Annotated in this window: 23 protein-coding genes; 15 read left to right on the forward strand and 8 right to left on the reverse strand. The window is 60.2% G+C overall.

Going from position 1 to position 24,671, the window contains the following annotated elements:
- The first annotated feature begins 13 nt into the window (after positions 1 to 13).
- The 5 genes from ASC97_RS07485 to ASC97_RS07505 are packed head-to-tail and all read left to right on the forward strand — an operon-like array spanning position 14 to position 4,750.
- On the forward strand, positions 14 to 898 hold the full coding sequence (locus ASC97_RS07485; RefSeq protein ID WP_057467726.1) for a carbohydrate ABC transporter permease: 885 nt from the start codon (positions 14 to 16) through the stop codon (positions 896 to 898).
- Positions 898 to 1,743 (forward strand): carbohydrate ABC transporter permease, encoded by an 846-nt coding sequence (locus ASC97_RS07490; protein ID WP_057467727.1) that lies wholly within the window; start codon positions 898 to 900, stop codon positions 1,741 to 1,743. Before ASC97_RS07485 ends, ASC97_RS07490 begins: the two co-directional genes overlap by 1 nt.
- Positions 1,740 to 2,762 (forward strand): SIS domain-containing protein, encoded by a 1,023-nt coding sequence (locus tag ASC97_RS07495; RefSeq protein ID WP_057467728.1) that lies wholly within the window; start codon positions 1,740 to 1,742, stop codon positions 2,760 to 2,762. The genes ASC97_RS07490 and ASC97_RS07495 overlap by 4 nt, the downstream gene beginning before the upstream one ends.
- Positions 2,763 to 3,683 carry a PfkB family carbohydrate kinase gene (locus ASC97_RS07500; protein WP_057467729.1) on the forward strand — a complete coding sequence of 307 codons (921 nt, stop codon included), beginning with the start codon at positions 2,763 to 2,765 and terminating at the stop codon, positions 3,681 to 3,683.
- Positions 3,680 to 4,750 (forward strand): ABC transporter ATP-binding protein, encoded by a 1,071-nt coding sequence (locus ASC97_RS07505; protein WP_057467730.1) that lies wholly within the window; start codon positions 3,680 to 3,682, stop codon positions 4,748 to 4,750. Before ASC97_RS07500 ends, ASC97_RS07505 begins: the two co-directional genes overlap by 4 nt.
- A gap of 16 nt (positions 4,751 to 4,766) precedes the next feature.
- On the opposite strand, the gene solA is transcribed toward ASC97_RS07505, so the two are convergent.
- The 6 genes from solA to ASC97_RS07535 form a co-directional block, all read right to left on the reverse strand.
- Entirely contained in the window at positions 4,767 to 5,912 is a 1,146-nt protein-coding gene (gene solA, locus ASC97_RS07510) for an N-methyl-L-tryptophan oxidase (protein ID WP_057467731.1), read from the reverse strand.
- A 9-nt stretch (positions 5,913 to 5,921) separates the two neighbouring features.
- Complete coding sequence (locus ASC97_RS07515) at positions 5,922 to 7,415, reverse strand: HAL/PAL/TAL family ammonia-lyase (RefSeq protein WP_057467732.1); 1,494 nt, start codon at positions 7,413 to 7,415, stop codon at positions 5,922 to 5,924.
- Positions 7,412 to 8,188: an ABC transporter ATP-binding protein gene (locus tag ASC97_RS07520; protein ID WP_057467812.1), complete on the reverse strand. Its 777-nt coding sequence runs from the start codon at positions 8,186 to 8,188 to the stop codon at positions 7,412 to 7,414. Before ASC97_RS07520 ends, ASC97_RS07515 begins: the two co-directional genes overlap by 4 nt.
- Positions 8,189 to 8,216: 28 nt before the next feature.
- Positions 8,217 to 8,921 (reverse strand): ABC transporter permease, encoded by a 705-nt coding sequence (locus ASC97_RS07525; protein WP_057467733.1) that lies wholly within the window; start codon positions 8,919 to 8,921, stop codon positions 8,217 to 8,219.
- 10 nt (positions 8,922 to 8,931) lie between these two features.
- Positions 8,932 to 9,657, reverse strand: coding sequence for an ABC transporter permease (locus ASC97_RS07530; protein WP_057467734.1), 726 nt, complete (start codon positions 9,655 to 9,657; stop codon positions 8,932 to 8,934).
- Between the two features lie 104 nt (positions 9,658 to 9,761).
- Entirely contained in the window at positions 9,762 to 10,601 is an 840-nt protein-coding gene (locus ASC97_RS07535; RefSeq protein WP_057467735.1) for a transporter substrate-binding domain-containing protein, read from the reverse strand.
- Positions 10,602 to 10,786: 185 nt separating this feature from the next.
- Between ASC97_RS07535 and hutC the strand changes: the two genes are divergently transcribed.
- The 10 genes from hutC (at position 10,787) to lhgO (ending at position 21,811) form a co-directional block, all read left to right on the forward strand.
- Positions 10,787 to 11,542, forward strand: a complete 756-nt coding sequence (gene hutC / locus ASC97_RS07540) for a histidine utilization repressor (protein ID WP_057467736.1) — start codon at positions 10,787 to 10,789, stop codon at positions 11,540 to 11,542.
- A 78-nt stretch (positions 11,543 to 11,620) separates the two neighbouring features.
- A complete protein-coding gene (gene speB / locus ASC97_RS07545) occupies positions 11,621 to 12,670 on the forward strand; it encodes an agmatinase (RefSeq protein WP_057467737.1) in 1,050 nt (349 codons plus the stop codon).
- A gap of 284 nt (positions 12,671 to 12,954) precedes the next feature.
- Positions 12,955 to 14,904, forward strand: a complete 1,950-nt coding sequence (locus ASC97_RS07550) for a PrkA family serine protein kinase (RefSeq protein WP_057467738.1) — start codon at positions 12,955 to 12,957, stop codon at positions 14,902 to 14,904.
- 25 nt (positions 14,905 to 14,929) lie between these two features.
- Positions 14,930 to 16,243, forward strand: a complete 1,314-nt coding sequence (locus tag ASC97_RS07555; protein ID WP_057467739.1) for a YeaH/YhbH family protein — start codon at positions 14,930 to 14,932, stop codon at positions 16,241 to 16,243.
- Between the two features lie 12 nt (positions 16,244 to 16,255).
- Entirely contained in the window at positions 16,256 to 17,791 is a 1,536-nt protein-coding gene (locus tag ASC97_RS07560) for a SpoVR family protein (RefSeq protein ID WP_057467740.1), read from the forward strand.
- Positions 17,792 to 18,086: 295 nt separating this feature from the next.
- The gene (locus tag ASC97_RS07565) at positions 18,087 to 18,296 is read left to right on the forward strand and encodes a cold-shock protein (RefSeq protein ID WP_057467741.1); all 210 of its coding nucleotides are present in this window, start codon (positions 18,087 to 18,089) and stop codon (positions 18,294 to 18,296) included.
- Between the two features lie 181 nt (positions 18,297 to 18,477).
- The gene (locus ASC97_RS07570) at positions 18,478 to 18,858 is read left to right on the forward strand and encodes a DUF6481 family protein (protein ID WP_057467742.1); all 381 of its coding nucleotides are present in this window, start codon (positions 18,478 to 18,480) and stop codon (positions 18,856 to 18,858) included.
- Between the two features lie 76 nt (positions 18,859 to 18,934).
- On the forward strand, positions 18,935 to 19,975 hold the full coding sequence (locus tag ASC97_RS07575) for a fatty acid desaturase (RefSeq protein ID WP_057467743.1): 1,041 nt from the start codon (positions 18,935 to 18,937) through the stop codon (positions 19,973 to 19,975).
- A gap of 131 nt (positions 19,976 to 20,106) precedes the next feature.
- A complete protein-coding gene (locus ASC97_RS07580; RefSeq protein WP_057467813.1) occupies positions 20,107 to 20,349 on the forward strand; it encodes a hypothetical protein in 243 nt (80 codons plus the stop codon).
- A 271-nt stretch (positions 20,350 to 20,620) separates the two neighbouring features.
- Positions 20,621 to 21,811, forward strand: coding sequence for an L-2-hydroxyglutarate oxidase (lhgO, locus tag ASC97_RS07585; protein ID WP_057467744.1), 1,191 nt, complete (start codon positions 20,621 to 20,623; stop codon positions 21,809 to 21,811).
- Between the two features lie 124 nt (positions 21,812 to 21,935).
- Here the strand turns inward: lhgO and phnY are convergent, their stop codons facing one another.
- Positions 21,936 to 23,375 carry a phosphonoacetaldehyde dehydrogenase gene (gene phnY / locus ASC97_RS07590; protein WP_162246680.1) on the reverse strand — a complete coding sequence of 480 codons (1,440 nt, stop codon included), beginning with the start codon at positions 23,373 to 23,375 and terminating at the stop codon, positions 21,936 to 21,938.
- A gap of 28 nt (positions 23,376 to 23,403) precedes the next feature.
- Positions 23,404 to 24,666: a phosphonoacetate hydrolase gene (gene phnA / locus ASC97_RS07595; RefSeq protein ID WP_057467745.1), complete on the reverse strand. Its 1,263-nt coding sequence runs from the start codon at positions 24,664 to 24,666 to the stop codon at positions 23,404 to 23,406.
- Positions 24,667 to 24,671: the final 5 nt, after the last annotated feature.

The following is a 24,671-nucleotide window of genomic DNA, read 5'->3' on the forward strand; positions in this document are numbered from 1 at the left end:
GAGAGGGCGCCACATGTCCGGCACCTGGATGACAACCCGTGCGTGGCTTTTGATGCTGCCGCTGCTCGTGGTCATGATAGCCGTCATCGGATGGCCATTGATCGATACCGTCAGCCTGTCCTTTACCGACGCCAAACTTGTCGGCACGGAAGGCAATTTCGTCGGTATAGACAACTATGTGAAGATGATCTCAGGCTCGAATTTCCAGCGCACGCTCGTCACCACCGCGTGGTTTGCGATCGTCTCCGTCGCCGCTGAAATGGTGATCGGCGTTCTGGCGGCCCTTCTCCTCAACCAGAATTTTGTCGGCCGCGGCGTGCTTCGCGCCCTGATGATACTTCCCTGGGCGCTACCGACCGTCGTCAACGCAACGCTGTGGCGCCTGATCTACAATCCCGAATACGGCGCGCTCAATGCGGCGCTGACGCAGATCGGTGTGATCGGCGCCTATCGCTCGTGGCTTGGAGAGCCCGGCACGGCGCTGGCGGCCCTGATCCTCGCCGACTGCTGGAAGAACTTTCCGTTGGTCGCCCTCATTGCGCTTGCCGCGCTGCAAGCGGTGCCGCGCGACATCACTGCAGCGTCGCTGGTCGACGGCGCCGGTCCTTTTTCCCGCTTCCGCTTCGTCATCCTGCCCTATCTCGCCGGACCATTGATGGTCGCCCTCGTTCTGCGCACGATCGAAGCATTCAAGGTGTTCGATATCATCTGGGTCATGACTCGCGGCGGACCGGCCAACAGCACGCGAACACTGTCCATCCTCGTCTACCAGGAGGCCTTTTCCTTCCAGCGGGCCGGTTCAGGCGCTTCGCTTGCGCTTATCGTCACGCTCCTGGTGACAGTGCTTGCCGCAGCCTACGCCGCCCTCGTCCGCAAGACCGCAGGGAGTGCCGCCTGATGGAACGCAGAGCCCCTGTTTTCACCGTCTTCATCTACCTCTGCGCCCTGCTTCTCGCCGCTGTCATCCTGGCGCCGATCCTGTGGCTTTTCATCATGAGCGTCTCTCCGGCTGCCGATCTTGCCGCCAAACCGCTTCGGTGGTGGCCGCAGTCCATGGACTTTTCCCGCTACGGGGTATTGCTCTCGACGCTGGAAAACAGCGCAGGCGGTGCCTTCACCTCGTCGCTTCGAAACAGCATCGAAGTCGCCGGCATGGCGACCTTGGCAGCGATCGCGCTCGCCGTTCCCGCCGGCTGGGCGGTCTCACGCACGCCGTCGGTCGGCTGGTCGCTGACGATGGTGATCGCCACCTATATGCTACCCCCTGTCGCGTTGGCAGTGCCCCTCTATATGGGACTGTCGCATCTCGGCATGCTGAACAACGTCTTCGGGCTCGCTCTGGTCTACCTGACGATCCTGGCGCCCTTTACGACCTGGCTGATGAAATCGGGCTTCGATTCCATCCCGAAGGAGATTGAGGCTGCGGCGATGATCGATGGCGCCGGCCTCTTCCAGACGTTGAGGATCATCACGCTGCCGCTTGCGATGCCCGTCGTCGCGACATCGGCGCTGTTTGCCTTCCTTCTTGCCTGGGATGAATTCTTCTATGCGCTGCTGTTCACGTCCGACCAGCGTGCCAAGACACTTACGGTCGCCATTGCCGATCTGGCTGGCGGCCGCGTCTCCGATTACGGACTGATCGCGACCGCCGGCGTGCTGGCCGCCTTGCCACCGGTGTTGGTCGGTCTCGTCATGCAACGCGCCCTGATCTCGGGGCTGACCAGCGGCGGCGTAAAGGGATGATCATGACCGAGCAGAAGACAAGACCGGCTGGCCTTCTCGCCATCGACCGCGAGATGGCACGTCAGCATCGAGATGCACTCACCTCCTACGAGGCTGGGCGGGCAACCGCAAAGACCATCGCGGCATCACTGCGCAAGACAGGCAAGCTGCTGTTGCTCGGCATGGGCGGATCCCACGCCGTCGGCCGCGCGGTCGAGCCTCTCTATCGCGCACTTGGTATCGATGCCATCGCTTTGCCGCTGTCCGAGCAATTGGGGCAACCGTTGTCGCTCGTCGGCAGAACCGTTCTCATCACATCCCAGTCCGGCGAAAGCGCCGAAGTGGTGCGCTGGTTCAACGAAACAGGCGGGACTGCGGATACGTTCGGCCTGACCCTGGAAGGTGGATCGTTTCTGGCGCGCACCGTGACCTCGCTTGCGGGAGCGGGCGGCACGGAACTGGCCTTCGCCGCCACCCGTAGCCTCACCGTCACCTTCGCGCTTCACCTCGCCATTCTCGCAGCTCTTGGCGAAGACCCGGCGAGCGCTCTGGCAGCCCTTGCTACGCCGGAGGAACCAGATATCGGACCTGCGCTTTCGGCATTGGCTGACGTCTCAACCGTCGTCACGTCGGGCCGCCGCCTGCAGGGCGTTGCCGAGGCGCTTGCGCTCGGATTGACCGAGCTGTCGCGGCTGCCATGCTTTTCACTGGAAGGTGGCCAGCTGAGGCACGGCCCGATGGAGATGCTCGGCCCCACGATCGGCGTCGTCCTCTTTCGAGGAAACGACAATACTGCCAGCCTGGTCACGGCGATGGCGGTTTCCGCCGTGGAAACCGGCGCCCCGGTCGTCGTGTTCGATGCATCAGGCGCGGAGCCTGTCGCGGGAACGCTCACGATCCGCTTCTCGCCCGCCACCGGCCTCGCCGCCATATTCGCGATGCTTCCTGCGGCGCAGCGATTGATGATCGCCTTTGCCGATGCGCGCGTCGACAATGCCGGCACCCCGGTACGCTCGACCAAGATCACCCGGAGTGAATGAATGCGACCTCTTGCAGTGATTGGGAATGTGAACGTCGACCTCATTCTCGGTCCCGCGGCACCTTGGCCGAAGGCGGGCACAGAGATCATCGTCGATCATGACGAATTGCGTGTCGGTGGTGCGGCGGGCAACAGTGCACTTGCGTGGAACGGTATCGGCGTCGACTTCCAGATCGCGGCCAATGTCGGCAACGACCAGTTCGGCCGCTGGCTAAGCGAAGCATTCGGGTCGCGCGCCGAAAACTGGCCGGTGCGGCCCGAGGGAACCACGCTCTCCGTCGGCATCACGCATCCGGACGGCGAGCGCACCTTCTTCACGACCCGCGGCCACCTGCCCCGTCTCAGCCTCGCCGACGTCTTCGCCGTTGTCGACGGCTCGAAAATGTCGGGCGGCTATGCCCTTCTCTGCGGGGCCTTCCTGACAGACGATCTGACGCGGGACTACGATGCGTTCTTCGACTGGGCGGACAAGCACAGGATTACAGTCGCGCTCGATACCGGCTGGCCCCTCGATGGGTGGACGGTTGACAATTGCAGCGCCACGCGAAACTGGCTTTCGCGCTGTGGGATAGCCCTCCTCAACGAGGTCGAGGCGACCACGCTCGCCGGCCTCGACGACCCGATCGAAGCGGCCCGCGAAATCAGGTCTCACATGCCGGATGGCGCTATCGTTGTCGTCAAGCGAGGCCCCGACGGGGCCGTTGGTATCGGTGCGGATGGTCAGCTGACCTCCGTTTGCGCTCCGCAGGTCAAGGTCGTCGACACGATCGGCGCCGGCGACGTCTTCAATGCTGCCTTCCTCGCGGCTCTTGCCGAGGAAAAACCGCTCGCTGCATGCCTGTCCGCAGGCTGCGATGTGGCCTCGCGTGCCATTTCAACTCTTCCCCGCAGCTATGGCGGACCATCGGAGACCACGCGATGAGCGCTCTCGAGATCCAGAATATTCGCAAGGCCTATGGAGAGGTCGAGACGCTGAAGGGCATCGACATCGCTCTCGAAAGCGGTGAATTCCTCGTGTTGCTCGGGTCGTCCGGTTGCGGCAAGTCGACGTTGCTCAACATTATTGCCGGTCTCGCCGATGCAACCAGCGGCGATGTGCGTATCGGCAATCGCTCGGTTCTCGGTGTACACCCGAAAGACCGCGACATCGCGATGGTCTTCCAGTCCTATGCGCTCTATCCGAACCTGACCGTTCACCGAAACATCGGCTTCGGCCTTGAGATGCGCAAAGTGCCGGCCGAGGAGCGGAACACAGCGGTGCGCGATGCCGCCAGGCTTTTGCAGATCGAGGGTCTTCTCGACCGCAAGCCGGGACAGCTTTCAGGCGGCCAGCGCCAACGTGTCGCCATCGGCCGGGCTCTGGTCCGTAAGCCCGAGGTTTTTCTCTTCGACGAGCCGCTGTCCAACCTCGATGCCAAGCTGCGCATGGAGATGAGGACCGAACTCAAGCGCCTGCATCAGATGTTGAAGACGACGGTCGTCTATGTCACGCACGACCAGATCGAGGCAATGACGCTCGCGACCCGGATCGCCGTGATGAAGGATGGGCGCATCGAGCAGCTTGGTACCCCCGCCGAGATCTACGACCGACCGGCGACCCTCTATGTCGCGACCTTTGTTGGCGCGCCGCCGATGAACCTTCTAAAGGCGACGGCTGTAGATGGCAGCCTTAGGATCGATGGAACGGATTGCCTTGTGGCGCTCCCGACCGGGCTGGCTGCAAAACCGGCAGAAGGGCAAAGCATGATACTTGGTATCCGTCCGGAAACGTTGCGCGTCGACGGTTCCGGCAGTTCGATCGCCGTGAGATGCGATGTCGCCGAACTCACCGGCCCCGAGCTCGTCGTCACGGCGTTTGCCGGTGAACAGCGACTGATGGCCAGCCTGCCGCCCCGTACGCTCCTCAGTGCCGGACAGGAACTGAGGCTCGTCTTCGATCCCGAGGCCGTCCACCTCTTCGATCCCGAAACAGGGCTGCGATGCAGGTGATCGCTTAAGCCGGCGGTCAGGCCGCGATAAAGCGGTCCATCGCGTCAAAGGAGAAGGCGGCAGTCGGAAGTGCCGTACCGCCGTCCAGTGCCAGATCCGCCAGGATTTCACCGACGACGCTGGTGAACTTGAAACCGTGACCGGAGCACGGCGAGGCCACCACGACATTTCGGTTGCCTGGCAAGAGGTCGAGCAGAAAATCTTCGCTCGGCAGCATCGTGTAGCGGCATGTCGTGGCGTTTACCCGCTGGCCGGCGGCCGGCACCCGTTTCGCTATGAAGCGGTCGAGCAGATCCGTGTCCGTATCGTTGACAGGAGGATTGGGCCGGTTGGGGTCGATCGGCTCTCTAAAATGGGCGTGTCGCCCGACTTTGACGCCGTCCGTCCCGATCGCCGGAAATCCGAAATAGGAGCCATCCGGGCCTTCGTCGCGGAGAAAACAGGGCATGCGCTGCGGTTCTGTGGCAAAGCCATTTCGCGGTTGGTACCACGCAACGACCTGGCGAATCGGAACGGCATGGGTCTTGAGCTGAGGCACAAGCTCCGCAATCCACGACCCGGTCGCAACGATTACCTTGCGTGCACGATAGCGACCAGCAGCCGACTGGATGGTGACGCCGCCGTCATCCGGTTCGATCGCCGAAACGCGCTCGCCGAAGTGGAGGACGGCTCCATCCGCTGCCGCAAGCTTCAGATATCCCATGACAGCCGTCTCGGGCCTGAGATATCCGCCTTGGGGATCAAGAACTGCGATTTCGCCGTCGTCGACTTGAAAGGCGGGGAACCGGGCCGCCATGTCAGCCTTGTCGAGGACGTCATGCGGCAGGCCGTGCATCTCGCATGAAGCCCGCGTACCACGGACGATCTTGCTGTCGGGGGCGCCGATCTGGAGCACGCCTGTGATGGTCAGGACGTCGGTGCGAAGCCTTGCTTCCAGCGAGCGCCAGTTCCGATAGGCGCGCTGAAGCAGCGGCACGTAGGATGGATCCTCAAAGTAGCCCATCCGGATAAGACGGCTGTCTCCATGCGAAGAACTCAAAGCGTGCGCCGGGAAATAGGCATCGATGCCGATCGCCCTTATCCCCCGCGCCGAGAGAAATGCGAGGGCTGCGCTACCCATCGCGCCAAGCCCGATTACGGCAACATCAAACTGGGTGGTCATTCTGGCTCCTTAGGCAATGGCGGGCGGCGGCGTTTCGCGTATGACTGTCCGCAGCCTTTCAATATCGGCCGAAAGCGGCCGATTGTCGTCATAGCGCGCAACTTCCTTGCGGGTGAGCGCATGAATGGCGTTGGTACCGTCGGCCCGCGAGCCGGTCTCGACCAGGAAATCGTGGGCCTGGGCCGCAGCCATCAGCTCGATCGCCAGAATATACTCGGCGTTGTCGATTACAGAGAGCAGCTTGTTTGCCGCAGCCGTCGGGTGGGCGAGGAAGTCTTCCTGCAAGGCGGAGGTCAGCCCGCCATCGGTAGAAGCCGGGGCGGCAAGCCGGCGGTTCTCGTTGCTGAGTGCGGCCGCCGTATACTGAGCGATCATGAAACCGGAATTGCTGCCGGGATCGCTGGCAAGGAACGGCGGCAGGCCGCTGACGAGCGGATTGATCAGGCGATCCATGCGCCTCTCGCTCATGGCCGAAATCTGCGCGATTGCGATTGCCAGGCTATCGGCCGCCTGCGCAAGTGCCGGGGCGACCGCGTGCGCCTCGGATGATACGATCGGATGTTCGGGCGTTCCCGACACTGCTGGATTGTCCGTCACCGACGCAAGCTCCTGATCGACCACCGCCCCCGATGTCTCGAACACATCGCGAGCCGCCCCATGGGCATGCGGTATCGAGCGGAGGCTGAGCGCATCCTGCGTGCGTCTCCCAACCGCAGCTGCAATGAGACCGCTGCCATTCAGCCGGCGGCGCAACGAGGCGCCGACCAGGGCGATGCCGCGCGAGGGGCGAAGTGCAAGGACGGCCTCGTCGAACGCCGCCATCTGGCATCCGGCCGCTTCAAGCGTCAGCGCGGCGATGGCATCGGCCCAGTCGAGAAGCTGCTCGGCCCTTGCAAGGGCGATGCTCGCCAAACCTGTGGCACAAGCGGTGCCGTTGACCAGGCTGAGGCCTTCCTTGGCGCCCAGCACCAGCGGCGACAGGCCGATCGAGGCCAAGGCGTCGCGGCCGCTCAACCGCTTGCCTGCAACGCGGGCACTCCCTTCGCCGATCAGAACGAGCGCGGTATGCGCGTTGTGCGTCAGATAACCAGCCGAACCACGCGACGGCACATCAGGAATGCAGTCCTTTTCCAGGAAGACAGCAAGATACCGCAGGACCTCGGGACGCACGCCGGAATGACCGTGCGCAAAATTGGCGATCTGCGCTGCGATGATCGCGCGCACTTCCCGCGGCGCCAGGATATCGCCAATGCCGCAGGCATGGCTGAGGATAATGTTGCGCGAGAGCCGGCTTTGCGAGGCACGGTCGATGACCGTGTCAGACAAGGCCCCGACACCGGTGTTGACGCCGTAGGCACGAACGCCTGTCTCAACGATGCGCTCGACGATCCGGCTGGCATAGTCGACACGCGCCCATGCGGCAGGCGAAAGAGCAAGCGCCTGCCCTGCCCCGACCAGAGCCACATCGCGCCAGCCAAGCACGGTCTCGATGATAACTGTCATTGTCCGCTTCCGAAATGGCCGATGAACTGGCGAAAGGCCGGTGACCCGCCACCGCCGAACATCTCGTCGGGCGTTCCACTGCTCTCGACGAGGCCCTCCTTCATGAAGACCACGCGGTTGGAGACATTGCGGGCGAAGCTCATCTCGTGCGTCACGACCAGCATCGTCATGCCTTCCTCTGCGAGCGCGCGCATAACGCGCAACACCTCGCCGACGAGTTCCGGATCGAGTGCCGAGGTCGGCTCGTCGAACAGCATGACCTTGGGCTTCATGGCAAGCGCTCGCGCAATCGCGGCGCGCTGTTGTTGCCCGCCCGACAGATGAGCCGGATATGCGTGGCGCTTGTCGGCGATGCCGACCTTTTCGAGCAGGGCTTCCGCCTCGACGATGCAGTCGGCGCGCGGACGCTTCAGCACATGCACCGGCCCTTCGATGACGTTTTGCAGGATCGTCATGTGGGACCAGAGATTGAACGACTGGAAGACCATTCCGAGTTCGGAACGGATGTGATCCACCTGCTTCTGGCTCGCCGGCCGGCTCTTGCCGCCCTTGTGCACCATGCGGATCTCTTCCCCATCCACCCAGATCTCGCCGTCGCTTGCTGTCTCCAGGAGATTGATGCAGCGAAGGAAGGTCGATTTGCCCGAGCCGGATGCACCGAGCAGGGAAATGACGTCGCCATCCTGGGCATCGAGAGAGATGCCACGCAGGACTTCGTGCGTCCCGAAGCTCTTGCGGATGTTGCGAACGGAAAGTCGTGTGACACCTGGCATGAAAGCTCCAATCATTGTCGTTTCGCTGCTAGGCCTTCAGCGCCGGCGGGGCCGCGCGGCGATGTCGCGAGAGCGAATATTCCAGCAAGGACATTGCTTGCAGGATGATGAAGTTGAGAACGAGGTAGATGATGGCGGCACAGAGGAAGACTTCCATCGTCCGGTAGGTCTGCGAAATCAGACGCTGTGCCACGCCTGTGACTTCCCAGACTGTCACGAGGCTGGCGAGCGCCGTCGATTTCATCATCAGTACGATCTCGGTCGAGTAGGCCGGCAGTGCGTGGCGGAAGGCAATCGGTGCCAGGATACGGCGAACGAGGAGCGGGCCGGACATGCCGATCGAGCGGGCTGCCTCGATCTCTCGCGGCGAGACTGCGCGAATGCCGCCACGGAAGATCTCCGCGGAATAGCCTGCTGTGCATAGTGCCAGCGACAGGACCGCGCAGACGAAGGGCTCGCGCAGGAACGGCCAGAGGAACGAATAGCGGATGAATCCGAATTGGCCGAGGCCGTAAAACACCAGGAACATCTGGATCAGGAGCGGCGAACCCCGGAAGATAAAGATGTAACCCCTGGCGATCGCCGCGAGCACCGGGTTGCCGCCGACGCGCATCCACACGATCAACAGACCGAGAATGCCACCGAAGAAGACCGCGAGGGAAAACAGCGCCAAGGTCATCGGAACGGCCTTCAGCAGGGTCATCATGGTCTGGGTGAGAAATGCAAAATCCATTCTACGATCCTCAAGCCTTGCCCATGGCTGCAGTCGGCATACTGCGGTTTGCCCGTCGCTCGGCCCCATTGAAGACGCGGTCGGACAGGCTGGTCAGGACGAGATAGAGCGTGCCACCGACGATGAAGAACAGGAAGTACTGCCGCGTGGAACCTGCAGCGACCTGGCTGGTGCGCATCAACTCGGCAAGGCCGGTGACCGAAATCAACGCCGAGTCCTTGAGGCTGAGCTGCCAGACATTGCCAAGGCCCGGGATGGCGAAGCGGAGAACCTGCGGAATGATGATGCGACGAAAACGCAGGCTTCGCGGCATGCCGATCGCCGATGCGGCCTCGAGCTCGCCTTTCGGGATCGCCTGAAAGGCGCCGCGGAACACCTCTGCCTGATAGGCGCCGGAAATGATGCCGACCGCCAGCGCGCCGGCGAGGAACGACGGCAGACCGAGGAAACCCTCATAACCCATCGCCTTGCCTATGGAGGTGATGGCAGACGAGCCGCCGAAGTAGATGAGATAGATGATCAGGAGTTCCGGCACGCCGCGAAAGACGGTCGTGTATATATTTCCCAATGTCGCGAGAAGGACGCTTCCGGAAAGCTTCGCTGCGGCGACAATGGCGCCGAGCACCGCTCCGATTGCAAGCGCGGTTGCCGTGACGCAAAGCGTCATCAATGCCGCAAGCAGAAGGAGCGCACCCCATCCTGTCGAACCGAAACCAATCAATTGCAGTGTTGCCATACCCGTGTCCCCGCGCCCGCCACACTCCCGGCGGTGTCAGAATAGCATGCGGTCCCCGGCAGCAAAGCCGGAGACCGGGACCGCCGGCTTTCGCCGGTCGAATGTTATTGCGGGCTGACGTCGACCTTGAACCACTTCATGGAGAGGTTCTTCACGGTGCCGTCGGCGAGCGCCGACTTGATGGCCTCGTTGAATTTGTCCCGCAGATCGGTATCGGCCTGGCGAACACCAAGGCCTTCGCCCTCACCCCAGATCGAGCCGACGATTTCGGGGCCGGTAAATGCAAGGGTGTCGTTTGCCGACTGGAACGCGTTGGCGAAATAGACGGCATCGTCGAACCCGAGGTCGATACGGCCGCTCTGCAGGTCGAGGTCGCGGTCGGCACCAGTCTTGTATTCGCGGATATCGGCAATATCGCCGAAGTTGTCATAGACGAACTTCGCATACACAGTGGCCGCCTGGATGCCGATGGTCTTGCCCTTGAAGGCCTCCTTGAGCGCGTCGACTTCCTTCACGCCGGTCTGGCCCGGCGTCATCTTGATCGTCGCACCTGTCCCGGCAGCATTTGCAAGAGGACTATCCTTGGCGGTCGCAAACGCCGCGGGCGTTGCAGCGTAAGGAATTGTGAAGCCGATGACTTTCTTGCGATCGTCGGTGATCGACAGCGCATCCATGATCACGTCGAACTTGCCGGCGTTCAGCGCCGGGATCATGCCATCCCAATCCGAGGCGACGAGCTTGCAGTCGATCTTGGCGCGTTCGCAGAGCACCTTGGCGAGTTCCGGTTCGAAACCGCCGAGCGACCCGTCGGCGTTGGTCATATTCCATGGTGCATAGGCACCCTCAAGCGTGATCGTGGCAGTCGTCCAGTCCTTGGCGGCAACCGGGGCAGCAAAGGCAGAAAGCGCCATGGCGCCCGAAAGAAGAAGCGTGCTGAATTTCATCGAAGGATCTCCTCTGAAGTTACAATTGGCCTTGCGGCTGAATTGACCGGTCTCCGCCGGCTTGCCTGCGCCCGTCAAAGAAATTGATCGGCAGGTTGTATAGGGTACCATATGAGATATTTTATGATATGCAAGAGGAAAGTCGGATTATCGGGCGAATTCAGTTCGTGCAAAAGGAATAGGCAATGAGGCGTCCTAGCGAGATGAAGCGTGAGCTGGCACAGAACGATACCGCACCGCTCTATGCCGGTGTCAAGCAGATGATTCTCGACCGCATTCACAGTGGCGAGTGGCCGCCGAAGTATCGCGTGCCCTCGGAAAACGAACTGGTCAGCGAACTTGGCGTCAGCAAGATGACGGCCAATCGCGCCCTGCGCGAACTGGCGACGGAGGGGGAACTCGTGCGTATCCAGGGCGTCGGCTCTTTTGTGGCCGAGCGCAAGGGCTATTCGGCGCTTTTCGAGGTGCGCAACATCGCCGACGAGATCGCTGCGCGCGGGCATATGCACGAGGCATCGGTGATCGTTCTTGCCCGGGAATCAGCTTCTCCAGAGGTTGCCGATGCGCTTGAACTCGAGATCGCGGCGCCGGTCTTCCACTCCTTGATCGTTCACAGCGAAAACGGCGTGCCGGTTCAAATCGAGGACCGCTTCGTCAATCCGGCGGCCGCGCCCGACTACCTTTCCCAGGACTTCACCTCGCTTACGCCCAACGTCTACCTGACGGCTGCAGCACCTCTCAGCGGTTCCGAACACATCGTGGAGGCCGCCATGCCCCATGCCTGGGAATGTAAGCTGTTGACGATCCTCCGAAGCGAACCGTGCCTGACGATCCGCCGCAGAACGTGGTCGGAGCGACATGTCGTCTCCACCGCGCGGCTCGTTTACCCCGGCAATCGCTATCGCTTGGAGACGCGTAGCGGCAAAGTCTTCGACGAATAAAAAAGCACCAGTTGTATAGGGGACTTGGACCCCACATGACGTGTTGCGATGAACGATCACCGGAGAAGGAAAAGACGAATGGTCGATCTGAAGAAGAAGCTTGATGATCTGCGGACCAAATTCGCTGACAGCGCCGAGTTTTTCGACCCGCGGTTTCGCCGCGTTGCCGAGAAGATTTTCAAGGGCGGCACCCGCGCCGCGCCCTATTCGGGGATCTCGACCTTCGCAAGCCTTCCCTACAAGGAGGTGAATTTCGCCGCCCCTGACTTCGGCGACCTGCAGGTGGCAGCGATCGGCATTCCGATGGATCTCGGCGTCAGCAATCGCCCGGGCTCGCGCTTCGGCCCGCGCGCCGTTCGCGCCATCGAGCGTATCGGCCCCTACAATCATGTCCTCGACTGCGCACCCGCTTACGACCTGCGTGCCGCAGACATCGGCGACGTGCCGTTTGGAAGCCGCTATCGGCTGGAACAGTGCCATCAAAACATCGAGACGGTGATCGCAAAGATCGTTGAAGCCGGCGTCATTCCGGTCTCTGTCGGCGGCGATCATTCGATAACCCATCCGATCCTGAAGGCAGTCGGCGCCCGCCAGCCGGTCGGTCTGATCCATATTGACGCGCATTGCGACACCGGCGGCCCCTTTGATCAGACGAAATTCCATCATGGAGGGCCGATGCGCAATGCTGTTTTAGACGGCGTGCTCGATCCCACCAGGACCATACAGGTCGGCATCCGGGGTCCCTCGGAATATCTCTGGGAATTTTCCTATGAGTCCGGGATGACTGTCATCCATGCCGAAGAGGTTTCGCGCATGGGCATTGCCGCAATCATCGAGAAGGCACGGCAGATCGTCGGCGACGGACCGACCTACCTGTCGTTTGATATCGACAGCCTGGATCCTGCATTCGCTCCCGGCACGGGCACGCCCGAAATCGGCGGGCTGACAAGCCGCGAGGCGCTGGAGCTGCTTCGCGGCCTCAAGGGTCTCAACTTCGTCGGTGCCGATGTGGTGGAGGTCGCTCCGCAGTACGACAGCACCACCAATACCGCCCAGGCCGGCGCACAGGTTCTCTTTGAAATCCTGAGCCTCCTCGTGTTCAGCCCGGCACTGGCGGCACGCGGCTAGGCAGCATGGAATGATCGCAGACCGCAAGAAGGGCTGCTTGCTGCCCCTCTTGCGGCGCGCGCTATTGTCGCAATGCACGAAAAAGACGTGGAATTCATTTAACGGACTTGGCGATTTGCCACAGCGACTGCATAATACTGATTCTACGAATATCGCGGCTGATCGGCATCAGACTGTCTCGAACTTCGTGTAAGCATTTGGAACACAAGCTGGTCTGACGCGTTTACCTTACGCGAGCCGACGTGCAGCGATCCCGTCCTAACAACCGGCCGCGGGAGAGCACGATGCAAAAGAGCGAATGCGACGTATTCGATCTATTTTCGGAGATCTATACGAACGCCGCGCAAGAAGAACTTAGTCTCCAGGAATACCTCCTGGCCTGCCGCGATGACAAAAGAATGTATGCCACCGCGCAGGAGCGTATGGTGGAAGCCATCGGCGAACCTACGCTGATCGACACAAGCGCGGACGAGCGTCTGGGGCGGATATTTTCCAACCGGACAGTGAAGGTCTATCCCTCCTTCGCCGACTTCTACGGCATGGAAGATACCATCGAGCGTATCGTCGGCTATTTCAGATACGCGGCGCAAGGTCTCGAGGAACGCAAGCAGATTCTCTATCTTCTCGGTCCGGTTGGCGGCGGAAAATCCTCGCTTGCCGAGCGGCTGAAGAAGCTGATGGAACGCTTCCCTATCTACACCCTGGCCATCGACGGCAAGATCAGCCCGGTTTTCGAATCCCCTCTCGGCCTCTTCCATCCCGAGCGAATGGCGGACCTGCTTGAGGATAAGTACGGGATCGCGAGGCGGCGCCTGACAGGGCTGATCTCACCCTGGGCAACAAAACGACTTGATGAAATCGGCGGCGATATCTCTAAATTCAGCGTCGTCAAGCTGATGCCGTCCCGCCTTCGCCAGATCGCCATCGCCAAGACCGAACCAGGCGACGAGAACAATCAGGACGTTTCGGCACTCGTTGGCAAGGTCGATATCAGGCAGCTGGAAAATTACAGTCAGGCTGACCCCGACGCCTATTCCTTTAGTGGTGGCCTCAACCGCACGACGCAGGGTCTTCTCGAATTCGTCGAGATGTTCAAGGCGCCGATCAAGGTTCTTCACCCTCTGCTGACGGCAACGCAGGAGGGAAGCTACAACGGCACCGAGAATTTTGGCGCATTCCCATACCAGGGGATCGTGGTGGCCCACTCCAACGAGTCCGAATGGCTCCAGTTCAAGAACAACAGGAACAACGAGGCCTTCCTCGACCGAATCCTCGTGGTGAAGGTTCCATATTGCCTGCGCGTGACGGAAGAACGGCTGATCTACGAGAAGCTGCTGCGGGAAAGTGAATTGGCAAAGAGCCCCTGTGCGCCGGAAGTGCTGGAGAATCTCAGTCGTTTCACTGTCGCGACGCGGCTTGCGCGCCACGAGAACTCGCCGCTCTACACCAAGATGCGCGTCTACGACGGCGAAAACCTCAAGGATACCGACCCGAAGGCGAAATCCGTACAGGAATACCGCGACGCTGCCGGCGTCGATGAAGGCATGACAGGCATCAGTACCCGCTTTGCCTTCAAGGTTCTGTCTGAGACGTTCAACTACGACACCAAGGAGGTCGCGGCCGATCCGGTTCACCTGATGTACATCATGGAGCAGGCGATCCGGCGTGAACAGTTTCCCAAGGAGATAGAGGCGAGCTACCTCGACTTCATCAAGTCGGAGCTTGCCGCCCGCTACGCCGAGTTCATCGGCCACGAGATCCAGAAGGCCTATCTCGAATCCTACAGCGAGTACGGACAGAACCTCTTTGACCGCTACATCGCCTACGCCGATGCCTGGCTTGAGGACCAGGATTTCAAGGATGCCGATACCGGTCAGATCCTCAATCGCGAGATTCTCGACAGCGAACTGTCCCAGATCGAAAAGCCCGCAGGCATTGCAAATCCGAAGGACTTCCGCAACGAAGTGGTCAAATTCACCCTCCGCGCGCGGGCAAAAAACCACGGGCGCAATCCCTCCTGGACAAGCTACGAAAAGCTGCGCGAGGTTATCGAGAAGCGCATGTTCGGCCAGGTAGAGGACTTGTTGCCGGTCATCAGTTTCGGCTCCAAGAAAGACAGCTCGACTGAAAAGCAGCATGCCGAATTCGTTGAGCGGATGACCGAGCGCGGCTATACGGCGCGCCAGGTCCGCCGGCTTGTCGACTGGTACATGCGGGTGAACAAGGCCGGTTGACGATGCCGAAACGAGGGATTGGCAGATGCCGAATTTCATCGACCGCCGGCTTAACCCGAAGGACAAGAGCCTCGGGAACCGGCAGCGATTCCTGAAGCGGGCTCGCGAAGAACTAAAACGGGCGATCAAGGATCAGATCAAATCCGACAGAATTGTCGATGTGGACACCGCGCATGGCGTACCCATGCCGACGCGCGGTGCTGGCGAGCCGACTTTTCGTCCCTCCCCCGGCAGCGGCATCCGCGAACATGTTCTCCCCGGCAACAAGGAGTATTCTGCCGGTGACCGCCTTTCGAAGCCCGAGAGTGGAGCCGGCGGCACAGGCCACGGTGCCGGGAAGGGTGGAAGCGACGATGAATTCCAGTTTATCCTATCACGAGACGAGGTGCTTGACCTCTTCTTCGAAGATCTCGAACTTCCCGACATGATCAAGCTGAACCTCAAGGAGACGGTCACCTTCAAGTCGCACCGGGTCGGCTTCACCACCGCCGGCACACCGACGAACATCAATATCGGTCGGACGATGCGCAATAGTTTCGGCCGGCGCATGGCTCTGCAGCGCCCGAGCGAAAGGCAGATACAGGCTGTCGCCGACGAGATAACGGCACTCGAAGGGGACGCCGCCTCGCTCGAGGATAGTCGCCGCCTCAAGGCGCTGCGCGAAGAGTTGGAGGCCCTGGAGCGCCGGCGCCGACGCATTTCCTACGTTGATCCAGTCGATGTGCGCTTCAACCGTTTTGAGCGCCAGCCGGTGCCGAATGCGAACGCCGTCATGTTTTGCCTGATGGATGTCTCAGCCTCGATGGGTGAACGGGAGAAGGATCTCGCCAAGCGTTTTTTCGTGCTTTTGCACCTCTTCCTCAAGCGTCGCTACGAGCGGATCGATATCGTCTTCATCCGCCACACCGACGAGGCCCGGGAAGTCGACGAGGACACTTTCTTCTACAGCAAGCAAAGCGGTGGAACGGTCGTATCGACCGCGCTGGAAGAGATGCTGCGGATTATCGAGGAGAGATATCCCGCGGGCCTCTGGAACATCTATGCGGCCCAGGCATCCGATGGGGACAATACAAGCGGCGATTCCGAACGCTGTGCAGCTCTTCTTCGCGGGCAGCTTATGGGGCTTTGCCAGTATTATGCCTATGTCGAAATCATCGACGAGCGCGAGACGGAGATATTCGGATCGACGGACAACGGCACCTCGCTTTGGCGCGCCTATCGCACAGTGGATGGCGACGTGCCGAATTTCCATATGGCTCGTATTGCGAGGCCAGCAAACATCTATCCGGTCTTTCGCAAGCTCTTTAGCCGCCAACCGGGCGTGCGTGCGCGCAACTGAGGGACGAACGCCATGGCGAAACGCGCGAGCGCAGGCCTTCTGTTTCATGGATCCGACTGGAATTTTACGACGCTTTCCCGCGCCTATGAGGCAATAGAGGCCATTGCGCTGGACGAGATGGGGCTCGACATCTATCCCAATCAGCTCGAGATTATCTCCTCCGAACAGATGCTCGACGCCTACTCGTCAGTCGGCATGCCGCTAATGTATCAGCACTGGTCGTTCGGCAAGCGTTTCATCTTCGAAGACCATCTGTATCGAAAAGGCCAGCGGGGACTTGCCTACGAGCTGGTGATCAATTCCAACCCCTGCATCACCTATCTCATGGAAGAAAATACGATGGCGATGCAGACGCTCGTCACAGCGCATGCTTCCTTTGGTCACAATCATTTCTTCAAAAACAACTATCTCTTTCGCCAGTGGACCGACGCGGGCGCCATCCTCGGCTATATGGATTTCGCCAAGAAATACATCGCCAAATGCGAGGAACGACATGGCCTCGATGCCGTGGAGGAGATCCTTGATTCCGCTCATGCACTCATGGATCACGGCGTATTCCGCTACCGCCGCCCACCGCGCCTGTCTTCGGAGAAAGTCAGGGAACGCGCGCGCGAACGCCTGGAGTACGAAGAGCAGAGCTATAGCGATCTGTGGCGAACGCTGCCACTGGCCGCCGAGAGCAGGGATCCGGAAGAGGCTGAACGCAATGCCACCGAGCGCAAGAAGATCCTGAACCTGCCTGAGGAGAACCTGCTCTATTTCATCGAGAAACACAGCCTCATCCTCGAGCCATGGCAGCGGGAGATCCTGCGCATCGTGCGTGTCATCGCCCAATACTTCTATCCGCAGCGCCAGACGAAGGTGATGAACGAGGGATGCGCGACCTTTGTGCACTATACCATCATCAACCGGCTCTTCGATCAGGGAAAGATCAGTGAAGGCAACATGCTGGAGCTGCTGCGCAGCCATTCCAACGTCGTATTTCAGCCCGCTTTCGACGACCCGCGCTTTTCGGGGATCAATCCCTATGCCTTGGGATTTGCAATGATGCAGGATATCGAACGCATCTGCATGCTGCCGACCGCGGAAGACCGCGAGTGGTTTCCTTCCTTCGCAGGCAACGGCGACTGGCGCTCGACGCTCCTGGACGCATGGGCAAACCATCGCGACGAGTCTTTCATACTGCAATATCTCAGCCCGGCTCTGATCCGCAAATTTCGATTGTTTTCGCTGTCCGATGTCGCAACCGACAATTACTGCGAGGTTTCGTCCATCCACAACGAGCGCGGCTATGCGGCGGTGCGCGCAGCGCTTGCCCGCAGCTACGATGTCGGTGCCCGGCAGCCCGATATTCAGGTCATCGACGTCGACCTGCTCGGCGACAGGCAACTTCGGCTGAAGCACATCGTCAAGGATGGACTTCGTCTTGAGGAAGCGAGCCGTGATGCCACGCTGATGCATCTGCGTCATCTCTGGGGGTACGAGGTCAGCCTGGAAGGTGTCGACGGGGAAAACGGCGCAGTGCTGTACGAATGCTCGACTGGGTGACATCTGGAGCAGTTCCTGTTTCTTGGCATCTGCGAGCGCTACAGAGTGATTCCGGGACAGGCGGTGCAGGCGCATGTCCCAACCGGAAATACAACCCTATGGCGATGTCACGTCGGCAAGCAAAACAAAAAGTTGACGCAGCGGCATCGAGGCTGTACAAAGCACCCATCGATACTTTGTTTGCGATATTTGTTTTGCGCTTCGCGCGTCGTGACGAACTTCCCCTCTCAAAAGTCGAAAAATGCCCGCTGCGCGTCGCTCAGCGGTTATCGCTATCGCCATGAAAGGGTTCGTTATGAACACTGGTACAGTTAAATGGTTCAACGCAACCAAGGGCTTCGGCTTCATTCAGCCGGATGACGGCAGCGCGGACGTGTTCGTCCATGTGTCTGCTGTTGAACGCGCAGGTATGAGATCGATCGTCGAAGGTCAGAAGCTGAGCTTCGAGCTCGAGCGTGACCAGAAGTCGGGCAAGATGTCTGCCGGCCAACTCCAGGCTGCCTAAGTCTTTGCTATCCATGACCACGGATGTACTGGCATGGAAGCACAAGGTTGTGAAAGGTCAGGCATATGTCTGACCTTTTTTCGTCGAGATCCCTCTGCATGAGTGTGATATCGATAGGGCTTACCGGACACGTAAATTGCGCGTTGCCTGCGCTCCGCTAAAATCGAACAAGGAACACACGTTGAGACACCCGAACGACAATGGCTTTGCAGAACGTCGCAATGCCGCGGCAGTCGCTAAGAAGCAACTGCTGGCCAAGTTTGAATCCGCGCCAAAACCGACCGATGCCGAGATGCAGGAACGCCTTGCCGCTCGTGCTGCCATGGCCAGCGCCAAGGAAGCGCGTCGAGCCGAGCGCGAGGCCGCCAAGAAGGCGGAGAACGAGCGCCTCCTGGCTGAGGCAGCCTCGGCTGCGGCTGCGGCACAGGCCCATGAAAAGGCCGAGGCTGAAGCCCGAGAAGCAGAAATCAATAATCGCATTTCGCGCGTTGTCGCTGACGAAGCCGCACGCAAGGCTGAACGGGATCGTCGCTACGCAGCGCGTAAGGCCCGTCAAGGCTGACGATTGATATAGCCGGACGGTGCAAGCAGGTCTTTTTCGGCCACGCTGCATATCCTGCCAAAAGCGGACCGATTTTATGAGCGCCCACGCCTACGCAACTGTGGCACCTGCCGAAGAAAACGTCGCAAGCTGGCTGAAGATCCTTTCAGCCTATCGCCAGCCCCGCATGGGACGCAGCAGCTTCGAGCTTGCCGTCACGCTGCTTCCGTTTATCGCACTTTGGGCCTGCGCCCTTATTTGTGTTTACAGGGGTTTTTGGCCCGGGTTGGCGTTGGTTGTCCCTGCGGCCGCCTTCCTGCTTCGCTTGTTCATGATCCAGCACGATTGCGGTCACGGCTCCTTCTTCGGCCGCCGGCGTCTCGACGACTGGACCGGCCGCGTCCTTGGCGTACTGACATTGACGCCCTATGACTATTGGCGGCGAACACACGCCGCCCATCACGCAACAGCCGGGAATCTGGACGAGCGCGGTCTCGGCGACATCACGACGCTGACGGTCGCCGAGTATCGTTCGCTTTCCTGGTCGAAACGGCTCGCTTACCGACTTTACCGGAATCCGCTGGTGATGTTCGGCATCGGCCCCGCCTGGGTTTTTCTCATCAAGCAGCGCCTTCCTTTCGGGATGATGCGCAATGGCCCGTCACCATGGATTTCCACCATGGCCACAAACCTTGCCATCGCCGTCCTGACCGTGGCTGCAATATGGGCGGTAGGACTGGTGCCGTTCCTGGTGGTCCATCTCCCCATCGTACTGCTCGCAGGAGCGGCCGGCGTGTGGCTTTTCTACGTTCAGCACCAGTTCGAGGAAACGCACTGGTCGAACGATGATGAATGGGAGTTCCCGCATGCAGCACTCCACGGCGCTTCACACTACGACCTGCCGTTGGTGCTGCGATGGATCACGGGTAACATCGGTGTGCATCATGTACATCACCTTGCCAGCAGAATACCCTACTATCGGCTACCGGAAGTCCTTCGCGACCACCCGGAACTGGCCGATATCGGCCGCATAACTTTATGGGAGAGCCTGCAATGTGTTAAGCTCGTGCTCTGGGACGAAAAGAGCCGAAAGCTCGTGTCCTTCCGCGATGCGGCCAATGCAGCCAAGACCGCCTAACGACCAAATCCGTGCACGCCGGCGCGCCGCAAGCGCAGCCGTCGATCAAAGCCCACTCTATCCGTTCCAAGGATCTGACATTGAACCCGATTACGCTTACGCCGATCCAGATCAGGGGTCTTAAACTCGCCATGGATGGGGACCTCTTCCCCCAGGACGCGAAAAAATGGACACACCTGAATGCCGTCGTCACCTATGCAAAGACCGACAGGTTTAAAGAACGTCCGCAGAAGATCAAATTTCTGAGCACGAACACCCTCACTGAACTGAGGGAAGTCGGTTTTGTCAAACCTCTCGACCCGGATGCAGAGGTGGAACGGACGGCACACAGCATAACGATGGCCGGTAAAATCTGGCTTCTGAAAAACAAATAGCCTTTTCAGGCGATTGAAGAGCGAAGCTCCCGACCGCGGGAGCTTCCTGGGCAGCCATGCGCCGCTCACTCAAGACAGTGAGAACCGTTCGGCTTTCACGCGATCCTCGCCTTGCGAGATTTGCTGACCACCACGCCGCTACCCGCTCGCGCCTTCGACACCTGGTTCCTTCGCGGTCAGTTAACCGATCTGCATTATTGTGCCTGGAAGATACTGAAGGAAACCGGGGCCCTCGGCTCTGGTTGGCGTGGGCACGTCCGGCGGGTCAAAAATGTACGACTATTGCATTATTGGTGGCGGTATCGTGGGCCTGGCAGTTGCCATGGCGCTACAGGAAAAAATGCCGGGTGCGACCCTGGTCCTGCTCGAAAAGGAACCTGATATCGCCCGCCATCAGACCGGGCACAACAGCGGCGTGATCCACGCCGGCATTTACTACGCCCCCGGCTCCCTGAAAGCGACGTTGTGCCGCGAAGGAGCGGATGCAACCAAGCGGTTCTGCACCGAAAACGGCATTCCCTTTGAGACCTGCGGCAAGCTTCTCGTGGCCACCAGCGATGCCGAAATGCGCCGGATGGACAGCCTGGAAGAGAGGGCCCGGCAAAATGGGATCGAATATTCCCGCCTCTCCAAGTCGCGCCTGAGATCTGAAGAGCCTGATATCGCCGGCCTGGGGGCCCTGCTCGTGCATTCAACAGGCATCGTTGACTATACGGCCGTATGCCGGGCAATGGCGATGCACATTGCGGGGAACGGGGGCGAAATCCGGCGCGGGGCAGAAGTCTCGGCCATCCACGAATACGAGAATGGCGTTCGGGTCGAAAGCATCTCGGGCCGCGTCGACGCACGCAGGCTGATTGCCTGCGCGGGCCTGCAGTCCGACCGCATCGCGTCGATGGCAGGACTGCGAACAGATCATCGGATCGTTCCCTTCAGGGGAGAATACTACGTCCTCTCGGCATCCAAGGCACGCGTAACCCAGCGCCTCATCTATCCCATACCCGACCCCGATTTACCGTTTCTCGGTATCCACCTGACACGAACGATCGACGGCGGGATGACCGTCGGTCCAAACGCGGTTCTGGGCTTCGCCCGGGAAGGGTATGCGAAGGGAAGCGTCGTTCTTGGCGATGTCGCAGCCATGGTCGCTTTTCCGGGTTTCTGGAGGATGGCTATCCGCAACTGGCGGTCAGCCATGACCGAGTTCGCCAATTCGGCCTCGAAGGCCCGATATCTCAAGCAGTGTCGGAAATACTGCCCATCGCTGACCATGAATGATCTGACAACGCCTCAGGCGGGCATTCGCGCCCAAGCTGTCATGTCCGACGGTAGCCTCGTCCATGATTTTCTTTTCATGCAGACAGAAAGAATGCTTCACGTCTGCAACGCTCCCTCGCCGGCCGCGACCTCCGCCATTCCGATCGGCCGCATGATCGTCAATCGCCTGCATGGCGATGGATAATCACTCGCCCCGGACATGGGACAAGGGACAAGTGATTCTAGCCCGCTTGTTTTGAGGGAGTTCACCAAAAAAGGGGCGCTCTTCCTGCGCCCCTTTTCAGACTGCCATCATGCCTCCTTGTTTTTCACCAGGGAAGCGAAAACGTCTTGACGTTGGTGAAGCTCTTCATCGCCTCGATGACGCCCTCCTTGTAGCCGTTGCCGGAGTCCTTGATGCCCCCGAACGGAGACATTTCGATCCGGTAGCCGGGCACTTCCCAGATGTTCACCGTGCCAACCTTCAAACCGGCTATGTACTTCTGCATACGACGGAAATCGTTGGTACAAACACCCGATGACAAACCGAAGGCGGTCGAATTCGACAGAGCGATGAGCGCATCGTCGTCGTCCGGCGCGCGCACGATCGGGATGATGGGCGCGAACGTTTCTTCCATGATGAGCTCAGAAGAGTGGGGAACCCGATCGAGCACGATAGGCGGCAAAAGCGCACCGCTGCGACCCGGGTTATAAAGGATCTCAGCACCCTGTTCTGCGGCCATATAGACGCGGTTTTCGAAGATCTCGGCTGCCTTGGCATGGACGACAGTTCCAAGATCCGTCGAGCGGTCCATGGGATCGCCGAAGCGCAGCTTTTTTGCGCGCTCCAGGACAAACGGAACAAAGCGGTCGGCAACGCGCTCCTGGCAGAGTATCCGTTTGACCGCCGTGCACCTCTGCCCGGAATTCTTCGTGGCCCCTGCGACGGCCAGGTCCGCCGCCCGCGCGAGGTCGTCGTCGGAAAGATCGTTCAAGATGATCAGCGGATCGTTGCCGCCGAGTTCGAGCACCTGGCGCTTATAGTGCGCATGCGCGGCGATCAGCTTTCCGACGGGGACGCTGCCCGTGAAGGTGATCAGATCGAAGTCGGGATTGGTGATCATCTCCATCCCGATATCGGCAGGCCAGCCCGTAACGACCGAGAGCATCTCCGGCGGCAGCCCGGCTTCATAAAGAATGTCCGCCAGGACCAGCGCCGTCATGGGTGTGAGTTCCGTCGGCTTCAGCACGACGCAATTGTTGGTCGCGATTGCCGGCGCCACCTTGTGGGCAACCATGTTGAGCGGATGGTTGAAGGGCGTGATGGCAGAGATCGCGTTCAGCGGCTCGCGTGTGGTGAAGATCTTGCGGGCCTTGCCGTGCGGCGTCAGATCGCAGGAAAAGATCTCACCGTCGTCGCGAATGCACATCTGCCCCGAAAGGGTCATCACGTCGTATGCACGCCCGACCTCATAGAGTGAGTCCTGCTTCGATATTCCCAGTTCCAGGGTGATGAGATCGGAGATCTCCTCCTTTCTCGCAACCAGCGCCTCGGCCGCAGTCAACAGGATGCGCTGGCGCTCGTAGCGCGTCAGCTTCGGCTGATAGGCAGCCGCGATCGAAAATGCTTCCCGAGCATGCTCCGCCCGGCCCGCAGGAACCGTCCCGACCACGGCATCGTTCCAGGGATAGCGGACCTCGACAACGGCATCTGTCGTTACCTTCCTTCCCGCAATCCGCATAGGTTCATGTCGCAGATTGAATTCCATTTCCGCTTTGGTCACGTTGCAACCTCCCTCAGCCTGCCGGTTGCGCGGCGGCGACCAGTGCATAGTAAAAGGCATCGAAGTTGCGCAGCGAGCCAGCGGTCAACAGTTCCGGAAGCTTGCGGTTCACGATGAACGGGACACGTTGCTCGGTCAGCCCTCCATGCGAGCGCAGTGGTTCGTTGAGCGCTGCCAGATCGTGACGGTGTTCGCTGGTTCCGAGCGTCTTGTTTTCGGATGAGATCAGAACGATGTCGCCGATACGGTCGTCGGGAAGTTCAAACCGAACGCAGGCTTCGGGCCGCGTGAGCACAAGATCGATGCCTTCGATGGCCGCCAGACGCTCGATGATGTCTTCCTTGTCAGCATCCTCCGGCAGGTAGGCGGTGGCGAAGGAACCGAGCGCGCCGTGATGAACGACATAAGGGTCGGTGATCGGCAGGATGACGCGCGCCGCATCCTTGCCCAGCCATTCGTCGAGGACGTCCTGAACGTAGACCACGTCAGGCGAGCCGTCTGCCTTGTGCTTTGGCTTCATGCCATGGTCGGCCGTTACCACGATCGCCGCGCCGAGTGCATCCAGTTCCGTCAGGTACCTGTCGAACATCTTGTAGAACGCGTTTGCCTCAGGAACGCCTGGAGCATACTTGTGCTGCACATAGTCGGTCGTGGTCAGGTACATGACATCGGGCCGAAATTCCTTCAGCAGCTTGACGCCGGCGGCGAACACGAATTCCGAAAGCTCTGCTGAGTAGACCTCGGGGACCGGGATGCCGAGCCAGGCGGACGCGTTGTCGATCCCGTTTTCACCCTTGGTCGATTTGTCAGATTTTTCCGAGGAGAAGCAGATCGCTCTGCTGTCGTCGAATGACAGCCCCTTGCCGAGCAGCGCCCTCAGCTTGTCCTTGGCAGTGACGATCGCGACCTTCGCGCCCGCATCGTAGAAGGCTTTGAAGATGGTCGGCGCGCGCAGGAAGCGCGGGTCGTTCATCATCACTTCCTTGCCGGTCTGCGGCTCATAGAGGTAATTGCCGCAAATGCCGTGAACAGCAGGCGGGCGGCCAGTGGCGATGGACATGTTGTTCGGGTTGGTGAAGCTCGGGATGACACTCAGGGCCTGTCGCTCGGTGCCACTCCCCTTGATCCGCTTTAGCGTGGGCATCAACCCCGCCTTGATCGCCTCATCGAGGTAGGCCGGCTCGCAGCCATCAAGGCAGATCGCGATGGCGGGAACCAGCGGCCAGGGATAGGCGCGTCGATTGACGGTTACGGCAATTTTCGAAATCTGGTTCATTGGAA

Origin of the sequence: Rhizobium sp. Root1203 (assembly GCF_001424945.1) — a bacterium.
GTDB lineage: Bacteria > Pseudomonadota > Alphaproteobacteria > Rhizobiales > Rhizobiaceae > Rhizobium.